An 18362-nucleotide genomic window follows, 5' to 3' on the forward strand; every position below is an offset into this window, starting at 1 on the left:
GGGTTTGGAACAAAAGTACGCCGAAAGGCTGTTTATTAAAAAACAATTCGTAATTTAGAACCTATTCCAACCCAAATTTCCTAGATGCTGGATCCAGAATTTGATGACCATAAGGAGGATATCCAATCTTCGTTAAATCGCTTCGAGAAAATGCTCAACGAGGATGAAAATTCATTCTTCGACTTGGACACATTGGAGCAAATTGCGGAGCATTATTTCATTCAAGGGAAATTTGATGAGGGCTTAAAAGCCTGTAACATTGGCTTAGAACATTTCCCCTATACCTTAGAATTAATCACGCTGAAAGCCCAAATTTTGGGTGAAATGCAGCAAGCTGAGGCGGGTTATGAGTTGATCGAAAACGCGATGTTGCTCTTCCCAACTGACCTCGATTTACTCATGGTCAAAGGTTCGCTATTGAGTCAATTGAAGCAACACGAAAAAGCTGTGGAGATATTTCTGCACATTTTAGAATATGCGGAGGAAAAAGATGACGTCTATTTCCGTTTGGGACTTTGCTATTTAACTTGGCCAAAACCCCGCGAAGCCGTAGATATGTTCAAGAAATCACTTGAGCACAACCCCGAGAATGAAAATGCACTAGTCGAATTAGCGAATGCCTTGGATGAAATTGGCAAAATCGAGGAAAGTATCCCCTATTATGAAAAATTCATCGATCAAGATCCATTTTCATTCACAGCTTGGTATAATTTAGGGATAGCCTATTCCAAACAAAAGAAATACGAAAAAGCCATCGATGCCTATGAATATTCGTTGGCCATCGAACCCACCTTCGCCTCTTCCCTATTCAACTTAGGTAATACCTACATGAATTTGGAGGAATATGTGAAGGCAGAAGAAGCTTACCGACTCTGTTTGCAACACGATGAGCCGAACCCAGAACTTTATTGCTGTTTAGGCGCAAGTTTAGAACGCCAAAAACAATTTAATGAGGCCTTAACTTTTTACAAAGATGCGGTTAAAATTGATCCACTTTGGGATGAAGGTTATTATGGTTTAGCGGTTTGTTTAACAGAATTAGACAAATGGTTTGAATCCTTGCATTTCCTTAAAAAAGCGATCAAACTTAACGAGACAAATCCTTTGTATTGGACTGGATTAGCCGATGTGGAAGCTTATTTAGGTAATTCCATTTCTGCTGATGAAGCATTCCAAAAATCGATTGAACTCGACTCATTTTTTGCCCCTACTTGGGTTAAATGGGCACAAATGCACTTTGAATTAGGGGATTATGAGAAATCTGCCGACATCATGCTTTCAGCCATCGATGAACTACCCGAAGAAGCAGAATTGTACTACCGATCAGCCATCTTTTTAATCAAAGCTGCCCAATTTAAAGAGGCATTTCATTTCTTAGAAACAGGCTTAATGCTTGACTACGATAAGCATGTGCTTATATTCGATTATTTCCCAAATTTGGAAACCCAAAAGGCTATTTTCAAGTTAATCCAGCAATACAAAAAATAATCATTTCCCAATTGCCCCGATTTTCTGCCACTCATCCAAAAGGATGTGCACGAAAAACGAACTTCATTAAATTCGTAAAATTTATAAATTTTTTCTATGAAAAAACTACTCTACACAGGTTTGGCAATCTTCTGCTTTGGCATGCAAGTTTTTGCCCAACAAAAGTCTAAATCCTTACCTATTCCTGAAAAAGTCACTGCGGCTGAAGGAATTACGGAATACAAATTAGCCAATGGATTGAAAGTTTTACTTTTCCCAGATCCATCTAAACAAACGATTACCGTAAACATTACCTATTTAGTGGGCTCACGCCACGAAGGATATGGTGAAACGGGTATGTCCCATTTATTGGAACACATGGTTTTTAAAGGAACCAAGGAAAAGCATAAAGAAGTTGCCAAAGAAATCTCTGACCACGGTGCACAATTCAATGGTACAACCTGGTTAGATCGCACAAACTACTTTGAGACATTTGCTTCTACGGATGAGAATTTAGATTGGGCATTGGACATGGAAGCCGACCGCATGATCAACTCTCGCATCGCTAAAAGTGAACTAGAGACGGAAATGACTGTAGTTCGAAATGAATTTGAAAGTGGAGAAAATGACCCAGGATCTGTTTTAATGGAGCGTGTTGTTTCTACATCATTTTTATGGCATAACTATGGAAACTCAACCATTGGTGCTCGTTCAGATATCGAAAAAGTGCCTATTGAGAATTTACAAGCTTATTACCGCAAATATTACCAACCGGATAATGCCGTGTTATTGGTAGCTGGAAAATTTGATGCAACGAAAACATTGAAATTAATCAATGAGAAATTTGGTATCATTCCGCGTCCTGAGCGTGTTTTAACACCAACTTTCACAGCTGAGCCCACACAAGATGGGGAGCGCGAGGTGACTTTACGTCGGGTGGGTGATGTCCAACAAGTAGGCATGGCATATCACATCCCATCAGGCTTACATCCTGATTTCATTGCCTGCGATGTATTAGTTGATTTATTGACTGATGCACCATCAGGACGCTTGTACAAGGCATTAATTGATACAAAAAAAGCTTCGAGTCAGTTTGGTTATACGATGCAATTAAAAGAGCCAGGTTTGGTGTATTTCGGTGCTGAGGTATTGAAAAGCAAATCGGTGGATTCTGTTAAGAACATTATGATTGAAACGATTGAGCAATTTGCTAAACAAGCACCAACTCAAGAAGAAGTTGATCGTATCAAGACTAAAGGCATCAAAAACATCGAGTTATTATTGAACAATGCACAGCGTGTTGGCGTAGGCTTATCTGAATTCATCGCGCAAGGCGACTGGCGCTTGTTATTCCACACAAGAAACCAATTAGAAAAGGTAACTGCAGCTGATGTTCAACGCGTGGCAGCCAAATACTTCAAGTCGGCGAATCGCACATCCGGCATTTTCTATCCTACTGAAAAACCTGACCGTGCGGAAATTCCGGAAGCAAAAGATGTGGCAGACGTATTAAAAGATTTTAAAGGAAAAGCGGCTGTTGCTGAAGGAGAGGCATTTGATCCATCCCCAAGCAACATTGATTCGCGTACTAAAACAGAGAAGATTGCAGGTGTTTCATTGGCATTATTATCAAAGAAAACACGTGGAAATTCTGTTTATGCTCGTTTAACCTTGCGTTTTGGCGATGAGAAAACCTTGTTAGGTACAGCAACTGCAGCGGATTTGGCAGCAGATATGTTGACAAAAGGAACAGCGAAACATACACGCCAACAATTCCAAGATGAATTAGATAAGTTAAAAGCACGTGTTTCGATTTCTGGAGAGGCTCGTCAAGCAAATGTATCAATTGAAACGACACGGGAGAATTTATTGCCAGCTTTACAATTGGTTGCGGAAGCCTTGAAACAACCGAACTTCCCAGCTGAAGAATTCGAGAAATTAAAGCAAGAGAATTTGACGCAAATTGAAGGTCAAAAATCAGAACCTCAAGCGAAAGCGATGGATGTATTGGGACAATGGCGTTCAGGACATTATGCTAAGAATGACGTACGTTACCAACCAACGATGGCCGAGCAAACAGAACGTTATACTGCGGCTAAATTAGAAGAGGCGATTGCTTTCTATAAAGGTTTTTATGGTGCGTCGAATGCAACCTTCTCGGTAGTTGGGGACTTTGATGAGGCCGCCATTAAAACATTCGTAAAATCAGAATTAGCTGACTGGAAATCACCTAAGGCTTATACACGGATTCCTGATAAATTCCATGAAAATGGTGGTCAGGTAAAATCGATTGAAACTCCAGATAAAGCGAATGCATTCTTCTTAGCTTATCAGCCGTTGAAAATCTCGGATTCGGACCCTAATTATGCTGCGCTAGAATTGAGCAATTATATGTTGGGTGGCGGCAGTGGCCTAAGTTCACGTTTAATGAATCGTATCCGTCAGAAAGAAGGTTTATCTTATGGCGTAGGTTCACAATTTGCAGCGAGTCCTTTGGATCAAAATGGAGCTTTCTTAGGGTATGCTATTTATGCTCCTGAGAATATTGCCAAATTAGAGGCAGCCTTCAAAGAAGAAATTGAGAAGGTATTGAAGGAAGGCTTTACACAGAAAGAAATTGATGAGGCGAAGAAATCATGGATTCAAGCGAAGCAAGTAACGCGTTCACAAGACAATGCTTTGGTGGGAACGTTAAATAACAATCTATTCTTGGGACGTAATTTAAAATGGTCTGAGGAATTAGAGAACAAGGTGAAAAACTTAACACCGGAACAAATTCTAGAAGCAACACGTAAAACAATCGACTTGACGAAGATGTCATTCATTAAAGCGGGAGATTACGAGGGTGCTGCCAAAAAGATGGCTGAGAAGGCCAAAAACACACCGTCGGAGTCTGGCGCTGTGGGTGGAGCACCGAAGCAGTAAAACAAGAATAGCCGTTCATGGAACGGCTATTTCAAACATCAAAAAAGGAGCCGAGAGGCTCCTTTTTTATTAACAATACTCTTCGAATACTCCTTCTAAATGCTGAGCAATCAAAGCCGCCGAACGGCCTTCAATGTGATGACGCTCTACAAAGTGAACTAATTCACCGTCTTTGAACAAGGCAATTGATGGAGATGATGGAGGATAAGGCAAGGTATATTCACGCGCTTTTTGCGTAGACTCTTGATCCACACCCGCAAACACCGTTGCTAAATTCGTTGGTTTCTTTGCAGAAGCCGCAACTGCAGCTTTAACGCCTGGACGAGCAGTAGATGCTGAACAACCACAAACCGAGTTGATAAACAACAAGGTCGTACCTGGTTTTGCCATCGTATCTTCTACTTCAGCGGCCGACTTCAATTCTTGAAATCCACCCGCTACGATATCCATCCGCATGGGATGTACTAAATGTTCTGGATACATATTATTTCTATTTTAATTTGCTAAACACACTTACATAAAGCCAAGTTCCAATTTGGCAACTTCCGACATCATATCTTGTGAATACGGTGGATCAAACGTTAATTCGACAGAAACCTCCGCAACACCTTCTACTTCCCGAATAGCCTTCTCGATGTCCACGGGAATACTTTCCGCCGAAGGACATGAGGGCGAAGTCAAAGTCATCAAGATATACACATTGTTCACCGGAAAAATCTTGATTTCATAAATCAACCCAAGCTCATACACGTCCACCGGAATTTCGGGGTCATATACGGTCTTAATTGCTTTTACTACTTCTTCCTTTAATTCTGCTTCCGTCATGCTTCTATTATCTTAAGCCATTGCATTAAACGCAACCGCATAATTTTTCATTTGTTTTACCATGGCTACCAAACCATTTGAACGTGTTTGAGCCAAATGCTGCGCCATCCCAATCTGATCAATAAAATATAAATCAGCTTGCATAATCTCTGCTGGCGTGTGATTCGATAATACGCGAATCAACATACTAATCATACCTTTTACAATAATCGCTTCCGAATCTGCAAAAAAGACAACTTGATCGCCTTGCTTTTCGGCATGTAACCAAACCTTACTTTGGCAGCCTTTAATGACATTTTCCTCCGTTTTGAAGGCTTCGTTCATCGGGCTTAATTTCTTACCCAAATCAATCAAATATTCGTATTTATCAGCCCAATCCTCAAAAAGACCAAACTCTTCGATTAACTCGTCTTGGGTTTCATTGATCGTTGCCATATTAACTCAACATTGTTATCGTACGTTTCAACGCTTTCACAAACAAATCAATCTCTGATTTGGTATTGTAAAACGCGAAGGACGCCCGACAAGTTCCTACTAATTCATAACGTGCCATCAGCGGTTGGGCACAATGGTGACCCGTACGAATTGCGACACCAAACTTGTCCAACAAAACACCGATGTCTTGTGGATGTACCCCATCAATCACAAAACTTACCACGGCAATTTTCTCGGGTGCCTGACCTACGATACGTAAACCATCAATTTGCTTTAATTGTTCAGTCGCATAGTCCAACAAAGCTTTTTCTTGCTCCCAAACGGCATTCTTTGGCAAGGATTTCAGATAATCCAAGGCAAAACCAAAGGCATATACATCCGCGATGTTGGGTGTTCCTGCTTCAAATTTGTAGGGTAATTCATTGTACGTTGTACCCGCAAAACTCACTTCCTTAATCATCTCTCCCCCACCTTGATACGGCGGCATCGCTTCAAGCAAAGCACGTTTTCCGTACAACACACCCACACCCGTAGGACCAAATAATTTATGGGCCGAAAAGGCTAAAAAATCAATATCCAACGCTTGAACGTCAATTTCAAAGTGTGCCACTGATTGCGCTCCATCAATTAACACCTTCGCTCCTACGCGATGTGCTTGCGCAATGATATAGGCAATCGGGTTAATTGTTCCGATCGCATTCGACACATGGTTAACAGCAACAAACTTAACTCGGTTTGTGTCTAATAATTCCACATAGGCTTTCATATCCAAAACACCGGCCTCGTCGACTGGAATCACTTGAACCTCCGCTCCTTTTTCTTCGGCAATCATCTGCCAAGGAACAATGTTTGAATGGTGTTCCAAATTCGAAACTAGAATTATGTCGCCTTTGGAAAAATTAGCCCGACCGTAAGTCTGAGCCACCAAATTAATCCCAGCAGTTGTTCCGGAAGTGAAGATAATTTGATCCGTAGATTCCGCATTCAGGAAGTCTTTCAACTTCTTTCTGGTCAATTCATAACCCGTTGTAGAACGCTCTGCAAGTGTGTGTAAACCACGGTGGATATTGGCATTATCTCGCGTATAATAATGATTCAACGCATCAATCACAATTTGAGGCTTTTGTGTCGTTGCTGCATTATCAAAATACACCAAAGGAGCTCCATTGACCTGTTGGTCTAAAATGGGAAAATCCTTCCTTACTTGCTCAATATCAAATTTCTCTGCCATGATTATACCCCTAATGCTTGTTGTATTTTCGCTACCACCCGATCAGAAATAGTTTCTTTTAATTCAGGTATTTCTATTTTATCAATGACTTGTTGGACAAATGCCAACATCAACAAGGTCTTTGCCGCTTCCTCCGAAATACCGCGTGAACGCATGTAAAACAAGGCCTCATCGCTCAATTGACCCGTTGTCGTTCCATGTGAACATTTCACATCGTCCGCCCAAATTTCCAATTGAGGTTTGGTATTCATCGTTGCTTTATCAGATGCCAAGACATTTTTACAGGATTGAAAGGCATTCGTTTTTTGCGCGTCAGGACGAACAAAAATCTTTCCGTTAAATACACCTGTAGAATTACCTAGCAATACGCCTTTGTATAATTCGTTCGATTCTGAATTGGGGTTGCGATGATCTACAACCGTGTGTGAATCAATAAATTCATTGTTTCCAGGGACATACAATCCATTCAGATTTGAAAGGACATTTTCACCATCCACATAGAAATGTAGGTTATTGCGCACAAATCCTCCATTGATGGAGAAAGTGAACATATCCACTTGGCTATTAGCTTGTTGGAAAATAAACGTATGATCAACATGTGTCGTTTTCAGCGCAAAATCTTGCGTTTTGACAAATGTCAATTGTGCGGATTCTTCTACCCAAATCTCTTGAACATAATTCGAAAGAATGGTTTCTGATGATGCATTTGATCTTAAATCATCGACCCAAGTGACATTCGCCCCTTTTTCGCTGTAAATCAACAATTTACTTTGAATGGCTGAGGCAATGCTAACATCTGCCAAAAGCTGGTGTACAATGGGTTGGGGCAAAGTAGTTCCTGCTTTCACCCAAATAACTTGATGGGTGGTCGTTAAGGCATCATTCAAATCATACAAGGAGTTTTGATCCAAGATTTGATTCCGCTTATCCCATTTAGTAATGAAATCAGGGTTTTGTTGTGCGAAAGTTGAAAATTCAAGAATTTCAACACCGTTTGGCAAAGCCCCAACGGTGGTGAATTTTCCATTCAACGATTGCAATTGGATAGATGCCTCTAAAGTTGGAATACTTGTATTCGTGGGCGTTTCCGACGAATTCCAATTCCAATCGATGTCATTTAAGGACTTCAGGGATGCATATTTCCACTCCTCCCATTTATTGGTCGGAAATCCTTTGGCCAAGAAACGATCCATGGCCGCTTGTTTTTCTTTCCCGAGGGAAATACTTACTAGTGTGTCTGTTGCCATGTGTTAATCAACTAATGCCGAAATGATCCAATCGTAACCTTTTTCTTCTAATTCTAGCGCCAATTCCTTCGTTCCTGATTTAACGATACGGCCTTTGTAAAGTACGTGAACGAAATCTGGCACGATGTAATCCAATAAACGTTGGTAGTGCGTCACGACAATCGTCGCGTTCGTTGGACTCTTTAATTTGTTAACACCTTCCGCAACAATACGTAGGGCATCAATATCTAAACCTGAGTCGGTTTCATCCAAAATAGCCAATTTAGGATCTAAAACGGCCATTTGGAAAATCTCATTCCGTTTTTTCTCACCGCCCGAGAAACCTTCGTTTAATGAACGACTCAATAAGGACTGGTCGATATTTACGTAAGCCATTTTCTCTTTGAACATTTTCAAAAATTGAACGGCGTCTAAAGGCTCTTCGCCACGGTATTTGCGAATTTCATTTACCGCCGACTTCATAAAATTGGTCGTAGATACACCAGGAATTTCAACAGGGTATTGAAATGCTAAGAAAACACCTTCAGCAGCGCGTTCTTCAGGAGCTAAATCCAATAGGTCTTTACCTTGAAACTCAACTGAACCTTCTGTTACTTCATAATCTTCCCGACCCGCTAATACGGACGCTAAAGTTGATTTACCAGAACCATTGGGTCCCATGATGGCATGAACTTCGCCGGCTTTGATTTCCAGATTAATCCCACGAAGAATTTCTTTTTCTCCGATGCGCGCATGTAAATTTTTAATTGATAACATATCGTTCTTGTTGAATAAGGCTAATGAAACACAAAATTAAAACCTTAAGTAATACAAAACCATACTTTATTTAGATTCACTCTAAATAACTTAAAAATTTATCTTTTTTTTGTTTATCTTTGTTCCACTAAAACGACAGAAATCATGATCACAATCTCAGAAATAGCAGCGAATCGCATTAAAGAAATTCGTCAGAAAGAAGGATTAACGGAAGCATTCAACGTTCGCGTTGCTGTGGAAGGTGGTGGATGTTCTGGCTTGATGTACCAATTAGACTTTGCATCAGAACCCCAAGCGAGCGATATGATATTCGAAGACAAGGGTGTCAAGGTAATGGTTGACAAAAAATCCATTCTTTACTTAGCTGGAACGGAACTCGATTTCTCAGATGGCTTGAATGGCAAAGGATTTCAATTCAAAAACCCGAATGCAACACGTACTTGTGGTTGCGGCGAGAGCTTCTCGATTTAAATTCCCATAGGAATCTGTTTAGATTCCAAAATGAATGGTTTCATTAATTCATAAACGCGGTAGATAGGCAAACCCATCACCGTATAAAATGACCCATTCAATTGTTCAATACCGGCCATTCCAATAAAATCTTGTACGCCATAGGCTCCTGCTTTATCTAAGGATGAACCACCACGTACGTACCACTCCATTTCCCAGTTGGCCAATTCCCTAAAACTAACAAAAGCCGAATCAGCTGCCGTTACGATCCCTTGCGGACTAGCCAACGCAATTCCCGTCACGACCTCATGCGTTTTACCTGACAGCTTTTTTAGCATTTGCAGTGCATCTTGCTTATCCAAAGGCTTATTCAGAATCTCTCCATCCAAAATCACTACTGTATCCGCAGCCAAAATCAAGGCATTTTCACAAGACTCTAACAAAGCTTTCGCCTTACGTTCAGCGAGCATGACAGGAACTTCTTGAGGCTTCATATCAATCGGGAAAGATTCATCCACATCTGAAGGCAATACCGAAAATTGAAATCCAGCTTGTGATAAAATCTCTTTCCGACGAGGGGAATTCGAGGCTAGAATGAAAGGAAATTGAAGGCTAAATGAATCTTGCATGACCAAAAATAGGATATAAATGTGACCTTTTGAAAAATAAATTTTAAAAACATTTGTAATTAATGTAATTACATTTAATTTTGCTACATCAAATTTCAGTTATGGGAATTTCAGAGGATTTAAAGCAGAGCAAATTTACAACGCCAACTAGCAAGGCGATTGTAAACATTATATACACAGGCAACTGGATGATGCAGCAACAGCACGATCTTTTGAAACCCTTTGGTTTGACAGCCCAACAGTACAATGTACTACGTATATTACGTGGACAACAAAACAATCCGATGACCGTTTTAGGAATCACGGAACGGATGATGGATAAAATGTCTAATGCCTCCCGATTAGTCGACAAGCTATTAGAGAAAAAATTAGTGTTAAGACGCGAATGTCCACATGACCGTAGAGCGGTTGATGTCATTATTCTACCAGCAGGTTTGGCATTATTAGCAGAAATTGATCAGGTACAATTGGCCTGGGAGAAAAATTTTGCTAGCATAAGTTCCGACAAGTTGGATCAAATCAATGAGGTCTTGGACGAAATCAGAAATGTATTTACTAACAATTAAACAATAAATAAAATGAAAAAAGTAAGCCTAATCTTGACAGCGCTCGTAATGAGCATCGCATCTTTCGCAGCACCAAAAGCGGTGAAAGTAAACACAGCAGCAAGCTCAATCGCTTGGTATGCAGAAAAAGTAACAGGTAAGCACAATGGTACAGTGGGTATCTCAGCAGGTGCTTTGAACGTAGACGGTAACAAATTAGTAGGTGGTAACTTTACAATCGACTTGAAAACAATCAAGGCATTGGATATCACAGATCCAGGTTACAACCAAAAATTCATTGGCCACATTACTTCAGGTGACTTTTTTGAAATCGAAAAATTCCCAACAGCTACTTTCGTGATCACGAAGATTGCTGGAAACCAAGTAACGGGTAATTTAACAATCAAAGGAATCACTAAATCAATTTCTTTCCCAGCTGAAATTTCAGTAAAAGGAGGAAAGGTAGCTGCTAAGGCTTCTATCACAATTGATCGTACAGATTACAACATCCAATACGGTTCAAAGAAATTCTTTGATTCAATTGGCGACAAAGCTATCATGGATGACTTCAAATTAGTTGTATCTTTAGTTAGCGAATAAATTAATCCGCTTAAGAGCCGAGGTGTAAATCTGCATCTCGGCTTTATTATTTAATATAAAAAATCAACAACATGTCTTTAATTAATGATTTATCTTGGCGCTATGCGACCAAGCGTATGAATGGCAACAAAGTATCTGCGGATAAAATTGAAAGCCTTTTAGATGCGATTCGTCTTTCGGCGTCAGGATTCGGTTTACAACCTTACCAAGTATTTGTGATTGAAAATCCAGCATTGCGTGCGCAAATTCAACCGATTGCTTATGGCCAACCGCAAATTACGGAGGCGTCTCACATCTTGGTTTTTGCCGCTTGGAATGATGTTACAGAAGCTAAAATTGATTCTTTTATTCAATTGGTTGCAGAAACACGTAATGTTCCTGTAGAAGCATTAGCGGATTACCGCGGTGCAATTGCTGGTTCCATGTTACGTTTACCACAAGAAGTACAAGCAGGTTGGGCTGCTCGTCAAGTGTATTTGGCGATGGGAACAGCTTTAGCTGCTGCAGCAGAATTGAAAATCGACACTACTCCGATGGAAGGATTTATTCCCGCGAAATTGGATGAGTTATTGGATTTATCTGCCAAAGGATTACATTCTGTGTTAATCCTTGCTGTAGGCGAGCGTGACGCTGCGAATGATTATATGGCTAATGCTGCCAAAGTTCGTTATTCAAAAGACGAATTATTTGTTCGCATGTAATAGAAACAGTCTATTTTTTTCAAAAAAGGTCGCCCCCAAAGGCGGCCTTTTTTTATTATCAGTTTTTTAAACCTTTTACGAATTTCTTACCTGAATATAGAATAATCATTGGGGCAAAATGACTGTAATTTTAACATGCAGCTCGAGCAATATATAATCTAATACCTAACCCTTTAAACATGTAAAATCATGAAACAAGAATTTTTCCCTGTGTCCGCATGGGGTATGCAAGAATTGAATTCAATGGAACTAATCCACATAGATGGTGGAGGTTTCTGGGAAACATTTGGCATTATCACGGGAGTCGCCGTCGTGATTGCAGCAGTTATTTACACGGGTGGATTACTAGCCATTTTACTTTAATGTAATCATGAAAACGACAACGAATTGGACACGTTTCACGGAACAGGAGCTTCGGGACATACGAGGTGGCGGCTGGTTTGATGATTTCAAAAAAGGCTTCAAAGAAGGTTTTGATTGGGCGATTGGCGTACTCAAAGACCTTGCTGATTTTATAAAATAAACTGGCGGGGCAAAGCCCCGCCAAAAATCTACACCCATGAAAACACAAACAATTGATGATATAAAAATCCAACTGGAACTATTCCGAAACAATCTGGTTGAAGAGTTTGAAGACGCCAATCAGCGAGTTCAACTAAAGATTAATGGGCACTTTAAAATCTTACATCTTAAAGTACCTGATAATCTCCCTGCAGAGGAAATCGAAAAGATTGTCCCTGAATTGTTCACGAAAGCTATTGAGACCATCGGGAATCGAATCCGACAGAAACTCGAAGAAATGCAAACGGTCCCTAACTAGGGACTGTTTACAATTTTATTAATTCTTCTATCGGCACATTGAAATAAACGGCTAGTTGATATAGTCGATCAATACTCAATCTGGATTGTCCGGATTCTAACTTGGCATAACTACTTTGTGAGATTTGAAGATTAAAAGCGACGTTCTCTTGTGAGAGTTCGCGATCCAATCGCAAACGGCGAATATTACGAATGACATGTTTCATAGTGGTTAGATTTAACCACCAAATGTATTAAAGCTACAAGCGCTTCAAGCCTAAAAAACTGATAATTTAAATCAAGAAATTGATTTCAAAAATTCTTCGAGCGAAAATACAGGATGCAACCCTAAAGCTTCACCTTCTTTAATCATTAAAGGCCAACCGGATTCAAAGTCATTTCGAATACTTCCCTCAAGAATAGCTTCCCGAACAGCAATTTTAATCAAACCAATTTCCTTTCCCGGACCTATGTCAAATACCTGCATGATCATCTCCCCGGTTATGACAGGTTGGAAATTACGAAGGGAGTCACTCGCTTCCACTTCTTTAAGCTTTTCCTCTACTAAATCAAAGTTTCTTAAATAGCGTTTCACCTTGTCACCATTTTTGGAGGTGATATCTGCCCGACAAAGTGTCATGAGTGCCTCTAATTCATCTCCGGCTTCGAAAAGCAAACGACGTAAAGCAGAATGGGTTATTTCCTCTTTCGATAAGGCAATTGGACGTAAATGTAAGCGGACCAGCTTTTGCACCAACTTCATTTTCTCATTCAAAGGCAATTTCAAACGCTTGAAAATCGACGGAACTTGTCGGGCACCCATTTCCTCGTGACCATGAAAAGTCCAACCTTTGCCTTTGACAAAACGTTTGGTCTGCGGTTTCGCAATATCATGCAAAATCGCCGCCCAGCGCCACCAAAGGTCATTCGTATGTTGAGAAATATTATCCAATACCTGCAAAGTATGATAGAAATTATCCTTATGCCCCTTCCCTTCTTCCGTATCGACCCCTTTGAGTTTAACAAACTCAGGAAAAATGCGAGCTAATAATCCACACGCATCCAATAACAGAAAGCCATAAGATGGCTTTTGGCATAAAATAATCTTATTCAACTCCTCCGAAATTCGCTCCATGGAGATAATTTCCAAGCGCTCATTTTCTTTTTTCAAGGCCTCAAAGGTCTCCGGATAAATATCGAAACCCAATTGGCTAGCGAATCGAACCGCGCGCATCATCCGCAAGGGATCATCCGAAAACGTAATACCAGGCTCTAAAGGCGTTCGGATAATTTTCGATTTCAAATCAGCAATCCCGTCAAAAGGGTCTAATAATTTTCCCCAATTCGCCTGATTCAGTTGAACTGCCATCGCATTGATCGTAAAATCTCGCCGATTTTGGTCATCCTCCAAAGTACCTTCCATCACTAGTGGCTTCCGAGAATCCCGTTGGTAAGATTCCTTACGGGCTCCCACAAATTCAAGATCCCAATCATCGACCTTCAACATGGCCGTACCGAAATTCTTAAAAATCGAAACACTATGATCCGGCAAATCAAATTCACGGGCTACTTCTTCCGCCAAGGCAATTCCCGAACCGATGCAAACAACATCAATATCCTTACAAGGTCTACCCAAAATCGAATCACGCACAAATCCACCTACGACATAGGATTCCATTTGAATGCGATCGGCAGCTAGCCCAATGCGACGAAAAATATCTTCAGAAATAATCACCTGCCCTGTCTTCATTTATCCTCTAATCAATGAATAATCCCCACCTAAGCCCAATTTGACAATTTTGGATGGTTTATTATTCCCCTTCGATGGGTTGGGGTTTTTCAATATATAATCCACTTGTTCTTTGATAGAACCAGCAATACTTTCAAAATTAATCGGTGAAGCTTCACCGGATATGTTCGCGGAGGTTGAGACGATACCTCGTTGGTAACGATAAATCAAACCTTTACAAAACTCATCTTTAACCAAACGAATGGCAATACTGCCATCCGGACCCAATAAATGGGCACTTACATTTTTCCCTTTTGGGTAAATAACAGTTAATGGATCTTCCGCAAAATCCACTAAATCCCAAGCAATTTCAGGTACCTCTTCGACGTATTCATTCAATTGTTCAATCTTCGAAATCAGCACAATTAAGCCTTTTTCTGATGGTCTTTGTTTGATTTGCAATAATTTCTCTATGCTTGCGTCATTACGCACATCACAACCTAAACCCCAGATTGTATCACTGGGATAAAGAATAACACCACCTGATTTAAGGGAGGCAATCGCATCATGATATAGATTTGGCGTCATGGCCACAAAGGTAAGATTAAATTCGTCAAAAATGCCCCTTGCAAGTCAATGTTTGCCCTTAATTGGCTACCTTTGTAGCCATTAATTTTCATTAAACCCGTTGATTTCAACATGCTAGGTATCCAACAATCGATTCAAAAAAGTTTACAAGAAGGACTTCAACATCTTTTTTCAATCGACGCGCAAGAAATCGTTTTACAAGAAACCAAAAAGGAATTTGAAGGTACTTTCACCTTTGTCGTTTTCCCTTTTACGAAACAAGCGGCCAAAGCTCCTGCACAAATTGCTCTGCTTTTGGGGGAATACATGTTGGCCAACAACCCAAAAATCAAAGCATTTCAGGTAGTTCAAGGCTTTTTGAATCTTAGTTTACAAGATGCTGTTTGGGTTGAAATTTTGAATGGAATTAATCAGGATGCACAGCCATTTAACTTAGCAGATAAAAAAGAAAAAGTACTAATCGAATACTCCTCACCTAATACCAACAAGCCTTTACACTTAGGTCATTTACGCAATAACTTTCTCGGATTCTCTGTTTCGCAAATCTTGGATGCAGCGGGTTATGAGGTGATTAAAACGAATTTGGTTAATGATCGCGGAATTCATATTTGCAAATCGATGTTGGCCTACCAACTCTTTGGCAACGGCGAAACCCCTGAATCTAGTGGTTTGAAAGGAGATCATTTAGTTGGAAAATATTATGTGGCATTTGACAAAGCTTACAAAATAGAAATTGAAACTTTAGTTCAACAAGGAATAGACCCGGAAGAGGCCAAAAAACAAGCCCCTATCCTATTGAAGGCACAGGATATGTTATTAGCCTGGGAGCAAAACGAGCCTAGTGTGATTGCCCTTTGGGAGCAGATGAATACCTGGGTTTTCGATGGATTTGCGAAGAGTTATGCACAAATGGGTGTAAGTTTTGATAAAATTTATCGAGAATCAAATACCTATTTATTGGGTAAAAAATTAGTTGATGAAGGCTTAGCGCAGGGTGTGTTTTTCAGAAAAGACGATGGATCAGTTTGGATTGATTTGACGGAAGAAGGCTTAGATGAGAAATTGGTTTTACGTCGGGATGGAACATCTGTTTACATCACGCAAGATATGGGAACGGCGCAATTAAAATATGAAGATTTTGGCGCCAAACGTTCCGTTTATGTCGTTGGGAATGAACAAGATTACCATTTTGAGGTATTGTTTCATATTCTCAAAAAACTAAATAAACCCTTCTCGGAAGGCAATTATCACTTATCCTATGGAATGGTGGATTTGCCAAGTGGCAAAATGAAGTCGCGTGAAGGAACTGTGGTAGATGCGGATGACTTAATGGCTGAAATGGTTAACACGGCGCAATCGAGAACATTGGAATTAGGGAAAATTGAAGGATTCTCAGCCGAAGAAGCCAATGCTTTATTTAACCAATTAGGATTGGGGGCTTTGAAATATTTCTTATTGAAGGTTGACCCGAAAAAACGCATGTTATTCAATCCGGAAGAGTCTATTGATTTCCAAGGAAATACGGGGCCATTTATTCAATATACGCATGCAAGGATTTGTTCGATGACGCGAAAGGCGGAAAGCATGGGAATTGATATGAAAATTGCTGCTGGTAAATCGTATGAATTAGCTGAATCCGAGCAAGAGTTAATCTTCTTGCTAGGTAATTACAAATCGAAAATTCAGGAGGCTGCGGCGCAGTTTGCACCTTCGGTTATCGCACAGTATACCTATGATTTAGCGAAGCAATTCAATAAATTTTACAATGAATTGAGTATTTTAAATGAAGAAAATGCAGATAGCCGAAACATTCGGTTAAATTTAGCATCCTTAACCGGTGAAACAATTAAAGCATCGTTGGCGTTATTAGGAATAGTTGCACCAGAACGTATGTAACGTGAAAAACAAATACAAAATACTCATCCTCTTAATCCTTATCACCATGATCGTCAGCCTTATGAAAATCGGATCGCTATTAACTGCCTTGGCTTTGCCATTCACACAAAAAGTAGCATTAGAACGCCCTACTGAAGTATCTCAGTCGGCAGAAAAGAACTTCTTCTCTTTCAAAATGAAGGGGATAGATGGAAAAGAAATTGATTTCAGCCAATTTAAAGGCAAGAAAATCGTCGTATTAAATACGGCTTCAAAATGTGGTTATACTCCTCAATATGCAGATTGGGAAGCATTTCACAAGGCTAATCCTGAAATCGTTATCTTGGGATTTCCTGCCAATGAGTTTGGTGGTCAAGAGCCAGGAACAAACTCAGAAATCGCATCATTTTGCTTAAAAAACTACGGAGTTTCTTTCCAAATGATGGAGAAAGTCGTAGTAAAAGGCGCAGGGAAATGTGAATTATACCAATGGTTAAGTGATAAATCGCAAAACGGTTGGAACGAAAAAGAGCCCACTTGGAATTTTTGCAAATATGTCATCAATGAAAAAGGGGAACTGACTAATTTCTTTGCTTCAGGCATTAAGCCAACTAGTTCAGAATTTCAAGCAGCATTGGCAAAATAATACATGAATAGATGGGTTGAAGCGGCTAGGCCAAGAACATTACCACTTGCAGTAGCGAGTATCATGTTGGGCAATTTATTAGCCTATGCAAATGGTAAATTTGATTGGATAATTGCAGCATTAGCCATCTTAACAACGGTTGGATTACAAGTACTTTCGAATTTTGCGAATGACTATGGTGATTCGGCAAATGGTATTGATAATCAAGACCGTAAAGTTGCTTTACGAGCGGTTCAAACCGGCAAAATCAATCGTCAAGAAATGAAGCAAGTCGTTATTTTAACGGCTTGCCTTTCTTTTTTAATGGGTATTGGTCTTTTAGCCTATAGTTTGCAAAAGGCCTCTTGGGAAATTTGGTTGAACTTTTTAGGATTGGGCGTTGCGTGTATTATTGCGGCGATCGCTTATACCGTAGGTAAAAAACCGTATGGATACATGGGACTCGGTGATCTTTCAGTTTTCATCTTTTTTGGCCTAGTAGGAACCATGGGGACCTATTTTCTACAAACCCAATCCATTCCGTTTCACATCGCCTACCCTGCCGCGGGATGTGGTTTATTGTCGGTGGCCGTTCTAAACCTAAACAACCTGCGTGATTTAGACAATGACAAAAAATCTGGTAAAAATTCGATTCCTGTTCGTATTGGAAAGACGCTAGGATTTTATTATCAAAAAATATTGTTGTTTATGGGAATCATCCCATTTGCTGTTTATCATATGGCAGTCTACAAATCAGCGTCAAATACAACAGCGAACTTATTGATTCTTCTCGGATATTATCCAATTATAATCATGCTCCGTGAACTGAAGCCAACAATGACGCCTACGGAAATAGATCCTTATTTAAAGAAGACGGCATTAAGAACTTTATTATTAATTTTGCTTTTCGGAATTAGCGAAATCATCCAATAACCT

Annotated in this window: 22 protein-coding genes; 12 read left to right on the forward strand and 10 right to left on the reverse strand. The window is 40.0% G+C overall.

Annotation, left to right across the window (positions count from 1 at the left end):
- Window positions 1–84 precede the first annotated feature (84 nt).
- Together V7S75_RS03315 and V7S75_RS03320 are read left to right on the forward strand one after the other, a co-directional pair.
- Window positions 85–1488, forward strand: coding sequence for a tetratricopeptide repeat protein (locus V7S75_RS03315; RefSeq protein ID WP_459511332.1), 1404 nt, complete (start codon window positions 85–87; stop codon window positions 1486–1488).
- 96 nt (window positions 1489–1584) lie between these two features.
- A complete protein-coding gene (locus V7S75_RS03320) occupies window positions 1585–4392 on the forward strand; it encodes a M16 family metallopeptidase (protein WP_459511334.1) in 2808 nt (935 codons plus the stop codon).
- Window positions 4393–4461: 69 nt separating this feature from the next.
- Here V7S75_RS03320 and V7S75_RS03325 read toward each other — a convergent pair whose 3' ends face one another.
- The 6 genes from V7S75_RS03325 to sufC are packed head-to-tail and all read right to left on the reverse strand — an operon-like array spanning window position 4462 to window position 8886.
- The gene (locus tag V7S75_RS03325; protein ID WP_459511336.1) at window positions 4462–4875 is read right to left on the reverse strand and encodes a BrxA/BrxB family bacilliredoxin; all 414 of its coding nucleotides are present in this window, start codon (window positions 4873–4875) and stop codon (window positions 4462–4464) included.
- A 30-nt stretch (window positions 4876–4905) separates the two neighbouring features.
- Window positions 4906–5217, reverse strand: coding sequence for an iron-sulfur cluster assembly protein (locus tag V7S75_RS03330; protein ID WP_377977154.1), 312 nt, complete (start codon window positions 5215–5217; stop codon window positions 4906–4908).
- 12 nt (window positions 5218–5229) lie between these two features.
- Window positions 5230–5652, reverse strand: coding sequence for a SufE family protein (locus V7S75_RS03335; protein ID WP_459511338.1), 423 nt, complete (start codon window positions 5650–5652; stop codon window positions 5230–5232).
- A gap of 1 nt (window position 5653) precedes the next feature.
- On the reverse strand, window positions 5654–6883 hold the full coding sequence (locus V7S75_RS03340; protein WP_459511340.1) for a cysteine desulfurase: 1230 nt from the start codon (window positions 6881–6883) through the stop codon (window positions 5654–5656).
- A gap of 2 nt (window positions 6884–6885) precedes the next feature.
- On the reverse strand, window positions 6886–8130 hold the full coding sequence (gene sufD, locus V7S75_RS03345; RefSeq protein ID WP_459511342.1) for a Fe-S cluster assembly protein SufD: 1245 nt from the start codon (window positions 8128–8130) through the stop codon (window positions 6886–6888).
- A 3-nt stretch (window positions 8131–8133) separates the two neighbouring features.
- Window positions 8134–8886: a Fe-S cluster assembly ATPase SufC gene (sufC, locus tag V7S75_RS03350; RefSeq protein ID WP_377977158.1), complete on the reverse strand. Its 753-nt coding sequence runs from the start codon at window positions 8884–8886 to the stop codon at window positions 8134–8136.
- Window positions 8887–9030: 144 nt separating this feature from the next.
- Between sufC and V7S75_RS03355 the strand changes: the two genes are divergently transcribed.
- The gene (locus V7S75_RS03355) at window positions 9031–9357 is read left to right on the forward strand and encodes a HesB/IscA family protein (protein ID WP_315576569.1); all 327 of its coding nucleotides are present in this window, start codon (window positions 9031–9033) and stop codon (window positions 9355–9357) included.
- On the opposite strand, the gene V7S75_RS03360 is transcribed toward V7S75_RS03355, so the two are convergent.
- Window positions 9354–9965, reverse strand: coding sequence for a Maf family protein (locus tag V7S75_RS03360; protein ID WP_459511344.1), 612 nt, complete (start codon window positions 9963–9965; stop codon window positions 9354–9356). The genes V7S75_RS03355 and V7S75_RS03360 overlap by 4 nt on opposite strands.
- Window positions 9966–10066: 101 nt before the next feature.
- Between V7S75_RS03360 and V7S75_RS03365 the strand changes: the two genes are divergently transcribed.
- The 6 genes from V7S75_RS03365 (at window position 10067) to V7S75_RS03390 (ending at window position 12631) form a co-directional block, all read left to right on the forward strand.
- Window positions 10067–10531 carry a MarR family winged helix-turn-helix transcriptional regulator gene (locus tag V7S75_RS03365; RefSeq protein WP_459511346.1) on the forward strand — a complete coding sequence of 155 codons (465 nt, stop codon included), beginning with the start codon at window positions 10067–10069 and terminating at the stop codon, window positions 10529–10531.
- 12 nt (window positions 10532–10543) lie between these two features.
- Window positions 10544–11110, forward strand: coding sequence for a YceI family protein (locus tag V7S75_RS03370; protein ID WP_459511348.1), 567 nt, complete (start codon window positions 10544–10546; stop codon window positions 11108–11110).
- A 71-nt stretch (window positions 11111–11181) separates the two neighbouring features.
- Entirely contained in the window at window positions 11182–11811 is a 630-nt protein-coding gene (locus V7S75_RS03375; protein ID WP_459511349.1) for an NAD(P)H-dependent oxidoreductase, read from the forward strand.
- 189 nt (window positions 11812–12000) lie between these two features.
- Window positions 12001–12174: a hypothetical protein gene (locus V7S75_RS03380; protein ID WP_459511351.1), complete on the forward strand. Its 174-nt coding sequence runs from the start codon at window positions 12001–12003 to the stop codon at window positions 12172–12174.
- Window positions 12175–12181: 7 nt separating this feature from the next.
- A complete protein-coding gene (locus V7S75_RS03385) occupies window positions 12182–12334 on the forward strand; it encodes a hypothetical protein (RefSeq protein ID WP_459511353.1) in 153 nt (50 codons plus the stop codon).
- A 36-nt stretch (window positions 12335–12370) separates the two neighbouring features.
- The gene (locus tag V7S75_RS03390) at window positions 12371–12631 is read left to right on the forward strand and encodes a hypothetical protein (protein WP_459511355.1); all 261 of its coding nucleotides are present in this window, start codon (window positions 12371–12373) and stop codon (window positions 12629–12631) included.
- Window positions 12632–12638: 7 nt separating this feature from the next.
- Here the strand turns inward: V7S75_RS03390 and V7S75_RS03395 are convergent, their stop codons facing one another.
- The 3 genes from V7S75_RS03395 to V7S75_RS03405 all read right to left on the reverse strand — a co-directional run bounded on the left by V7S75_RS03395 (window position 12639) and on the right by V7S75_RS03405 (window position 14926).
- The gene (locus V7S75_RS03395; RefSeq protein WP_459511357.1) at window positions 12639–12836 is read right to left on the reverse strand and encodes a helix-turn-helix domain-containing protein; all 198 of its coding nucleotides are present in this window, start codon (window positions 12834–12836) and stop codon (window positions 12639–12641) included.
- Window positions 12837–12907: 71 nt separating this feature from the next.
- Window positions 12908–14359 (reverse strand): CCA tRNA nucleotidyltransferase, encoded by a 1452-nt coding sequence (locus tag V7S75_RS03400; protein ID WP_459511359.1) that lies wholly within the window; start codon window positions 14357–14359, stop codon window positions 12908–12910.
- Complete coding sequence (locus tag V7S75_RS03405) at window positions 14360–14926, reverse strand: L-threonylcarbamoyladenylate synthase (RefSeq protein ID WP_459511361.1); 567 nt, start codon at window positions 14924–14926, stop codon at window positions 14360–14362.
- A gap of 111 nt (window positions 14927–15037) precedes the next feature.
- Here V7S75_RS03405 and argS point away from each other — a divergent pair, with 111 nt between their 5' ends.
- Genes argS through menA form a run of 3 tightly spaced genes read left to right on the forward strand, consistent with a single transcriptional unit; the run spans window position 15038 to window position 18359 of the window.
- Window positions 15038–16822 carry an arginine--tRNA ligase gene (gene argS / locus V7S75_RS03410; RefSeq protein ID WP_459511363.1) on the forward strand — a complete coding sequence of 595 codons (1785 nt, stop codon included), beginning with the start codon at window positions 15038–15040 and terminating at the stop codon, window positions 16820–16822.
- 46 nt (window positions 16823–16868) lie between these two features.
- Entirely contained in the window at window positions 16869–17447 is a 579-nt protein-coding gene (locus V7S75_RS03415) for a glutathione peroxidase (protein WP_459511364.1), read from the forward strand.
- Between the two features lie 3 nt (window positions 17448–17450).
- The gene (menA, locus tag V7S75_RS03420; RefSeq protein WP_459511366.1) at window positions 17451–18359 is read left to right on the forward strand and encodes a 1,4-dihydroxy-2-naphthoate octaprenyltransferase; all 909 of its coding nucleotides are present in this window, start codon (window positions 17451–17453) and stop codon (window positions 18357–18359) included.
- The last annotated feature ends 3 nt before the right edge of the window (window positions 18360–18362 follow it).

The organism is Aquirufa sp. TARAVU-A1A (genome assembly GCF_054558675.1).

Coding starts and splice junctions, on each gene's coding strand:
- V7S75_RS03380 (WP_459511351.1), top strand. CDS start 12,001: ATGAAACAAGAATTTTTCCCTGTGTCCGCATGGGGTATGCAAGAATTG.
- V7S75_RS03395 (WP_459511357.1), bottom strand. CDS start 12,836: ATGAAACATGTCATTCGTAATATTCGCCGTTTGCGATTGGATCGCGAA.
- V7S75_RS03325 (WP_459511336.1), bottom strand. CDS start 4,875: ATGTATCCAGAACATTTAGTACATCCCATGCGGATGGATATCGTAGCG.
- sufC (WP_377977158.1), bottom strand. CDS start 8,886: ATGTTATCAATTAAAAATTTACATGCGCGCATCGGAGAAAAAGAAATT.
- V7S75_RS03375 (WP_459511349.1), top strand. CDS start 11,182: ATGTCTTTAATTAATGATTTATCTTGGCGCTATGCGACCAAGCGTATG.
- V7S75_RS03360 (WP_459511344.1), bottom strand. CDS start 9,965: ATGCAAGATTCATTTAGCCTTCAATTTCCTTTCATTCTAGCCTCGAAT.
- V7S75_RS03390 (WP_459511355.1), top strand. CDS start 12,371: ATGAAAACACAAACAATTGATGATATAAAAATCCAACTGGAACTATTC.
- V7S75_RS03400 (WP_459511359.1), bottom strand. CDS start 14,359: ATGAAGACAGGGCAGGTGATTATTTCTGAAGATATTTTTCGTCGCATT.
- V7S75_RS03340 (WP_459511340.1), bottom strand. CDS start 6,883: ATGGCAGAGAAATTTGATATTGAGCAAGTAAGGAAGGATTTTCCCATT.
- V7S75_RS03355 (WP_315576569.1), top strand. CDS start 9,031: ATGATCACAATCTCAGAAATAGCAGCGAATCGCATTAAAGAAATTCGT.
- sufD (WP_459511342.1), bottom strand. CDS start 8,130: ATGGCAACAGACACACTAGTAAGTATTTCCCTCGGGAAAGAAAAACAA.
- V7S75_RS03330 (WP_377977154.1), bottom strand. CDS start 5,217: ATGACGGAAGCAGAATTAAAGGAAGAAGTAGTAAAAGCAATTAAGACC.
- V7S75_RS03415 (WP_459511364.1), top strand. CDS start 16,869: ATGATCGTCAGCCTTATGAAAATCGGATCGCTATTAACTGCCTTGGCT.
- V7S75_RS03385 (WP_459511353.1), top strand. CDS start 12,182: ATGAAAACGACAACGAATTGGACACGTTTCACGGAACAGGAGCTTCGG.
- V7S75_RS03320 (WP_459511334.1), top strand. CDS start 1,585: ATGAAAAAACTACTCTACACAGGTTTGGCAATCTTCTGCTTTGGCATG.
- argS (WP_459511363.1), top strand. CDS start 15,038: ATGCTAGGTATCCAACAATCGATTCAAAAAAGTTTACAAGAAGGACTT.
- V7S75_RS03335 (WP_459511338.1), bottom strand. CDS start 5,652: ATGGCAACGATCAATGAAACCCAAGACGAGTTAATCGAAGAGTTTGGT.
- V7S75_RS03405 (WP_459511361.1), bottom strand. CDS start 14,926: ATGACGCCAAATCTATATCATGATGCGATTGCCTCCCTTAAATCAGGT.
- V7S75_RS03315 (WP_459511332.1), top strand. CDS start 85: ATGCTGGATCCAGAATTTGATGACCATAAGGAGGATATCCAATCTTCG.
- V7S75_RS03365 (WP_459511346.1), top strand. CDS start 10,067: ATGGGAATTTCAGAGGATTTAAAGCAGAGCAAATTTACAACGCCAACT.
- V7S75_RS03370 (WP_459511348.1), top strand. CDS start 10,544: ATGAAAAAAGTAAGCCTAATCTTGACAGCGCTCGTAATGAGCATCGCA.
- menA (WP_459511366.1), top strand. CDS start 17,451: ATGAATAGATGGGTTGAAGCGGCTAGGCCAAGAACATTACCACTTGCA.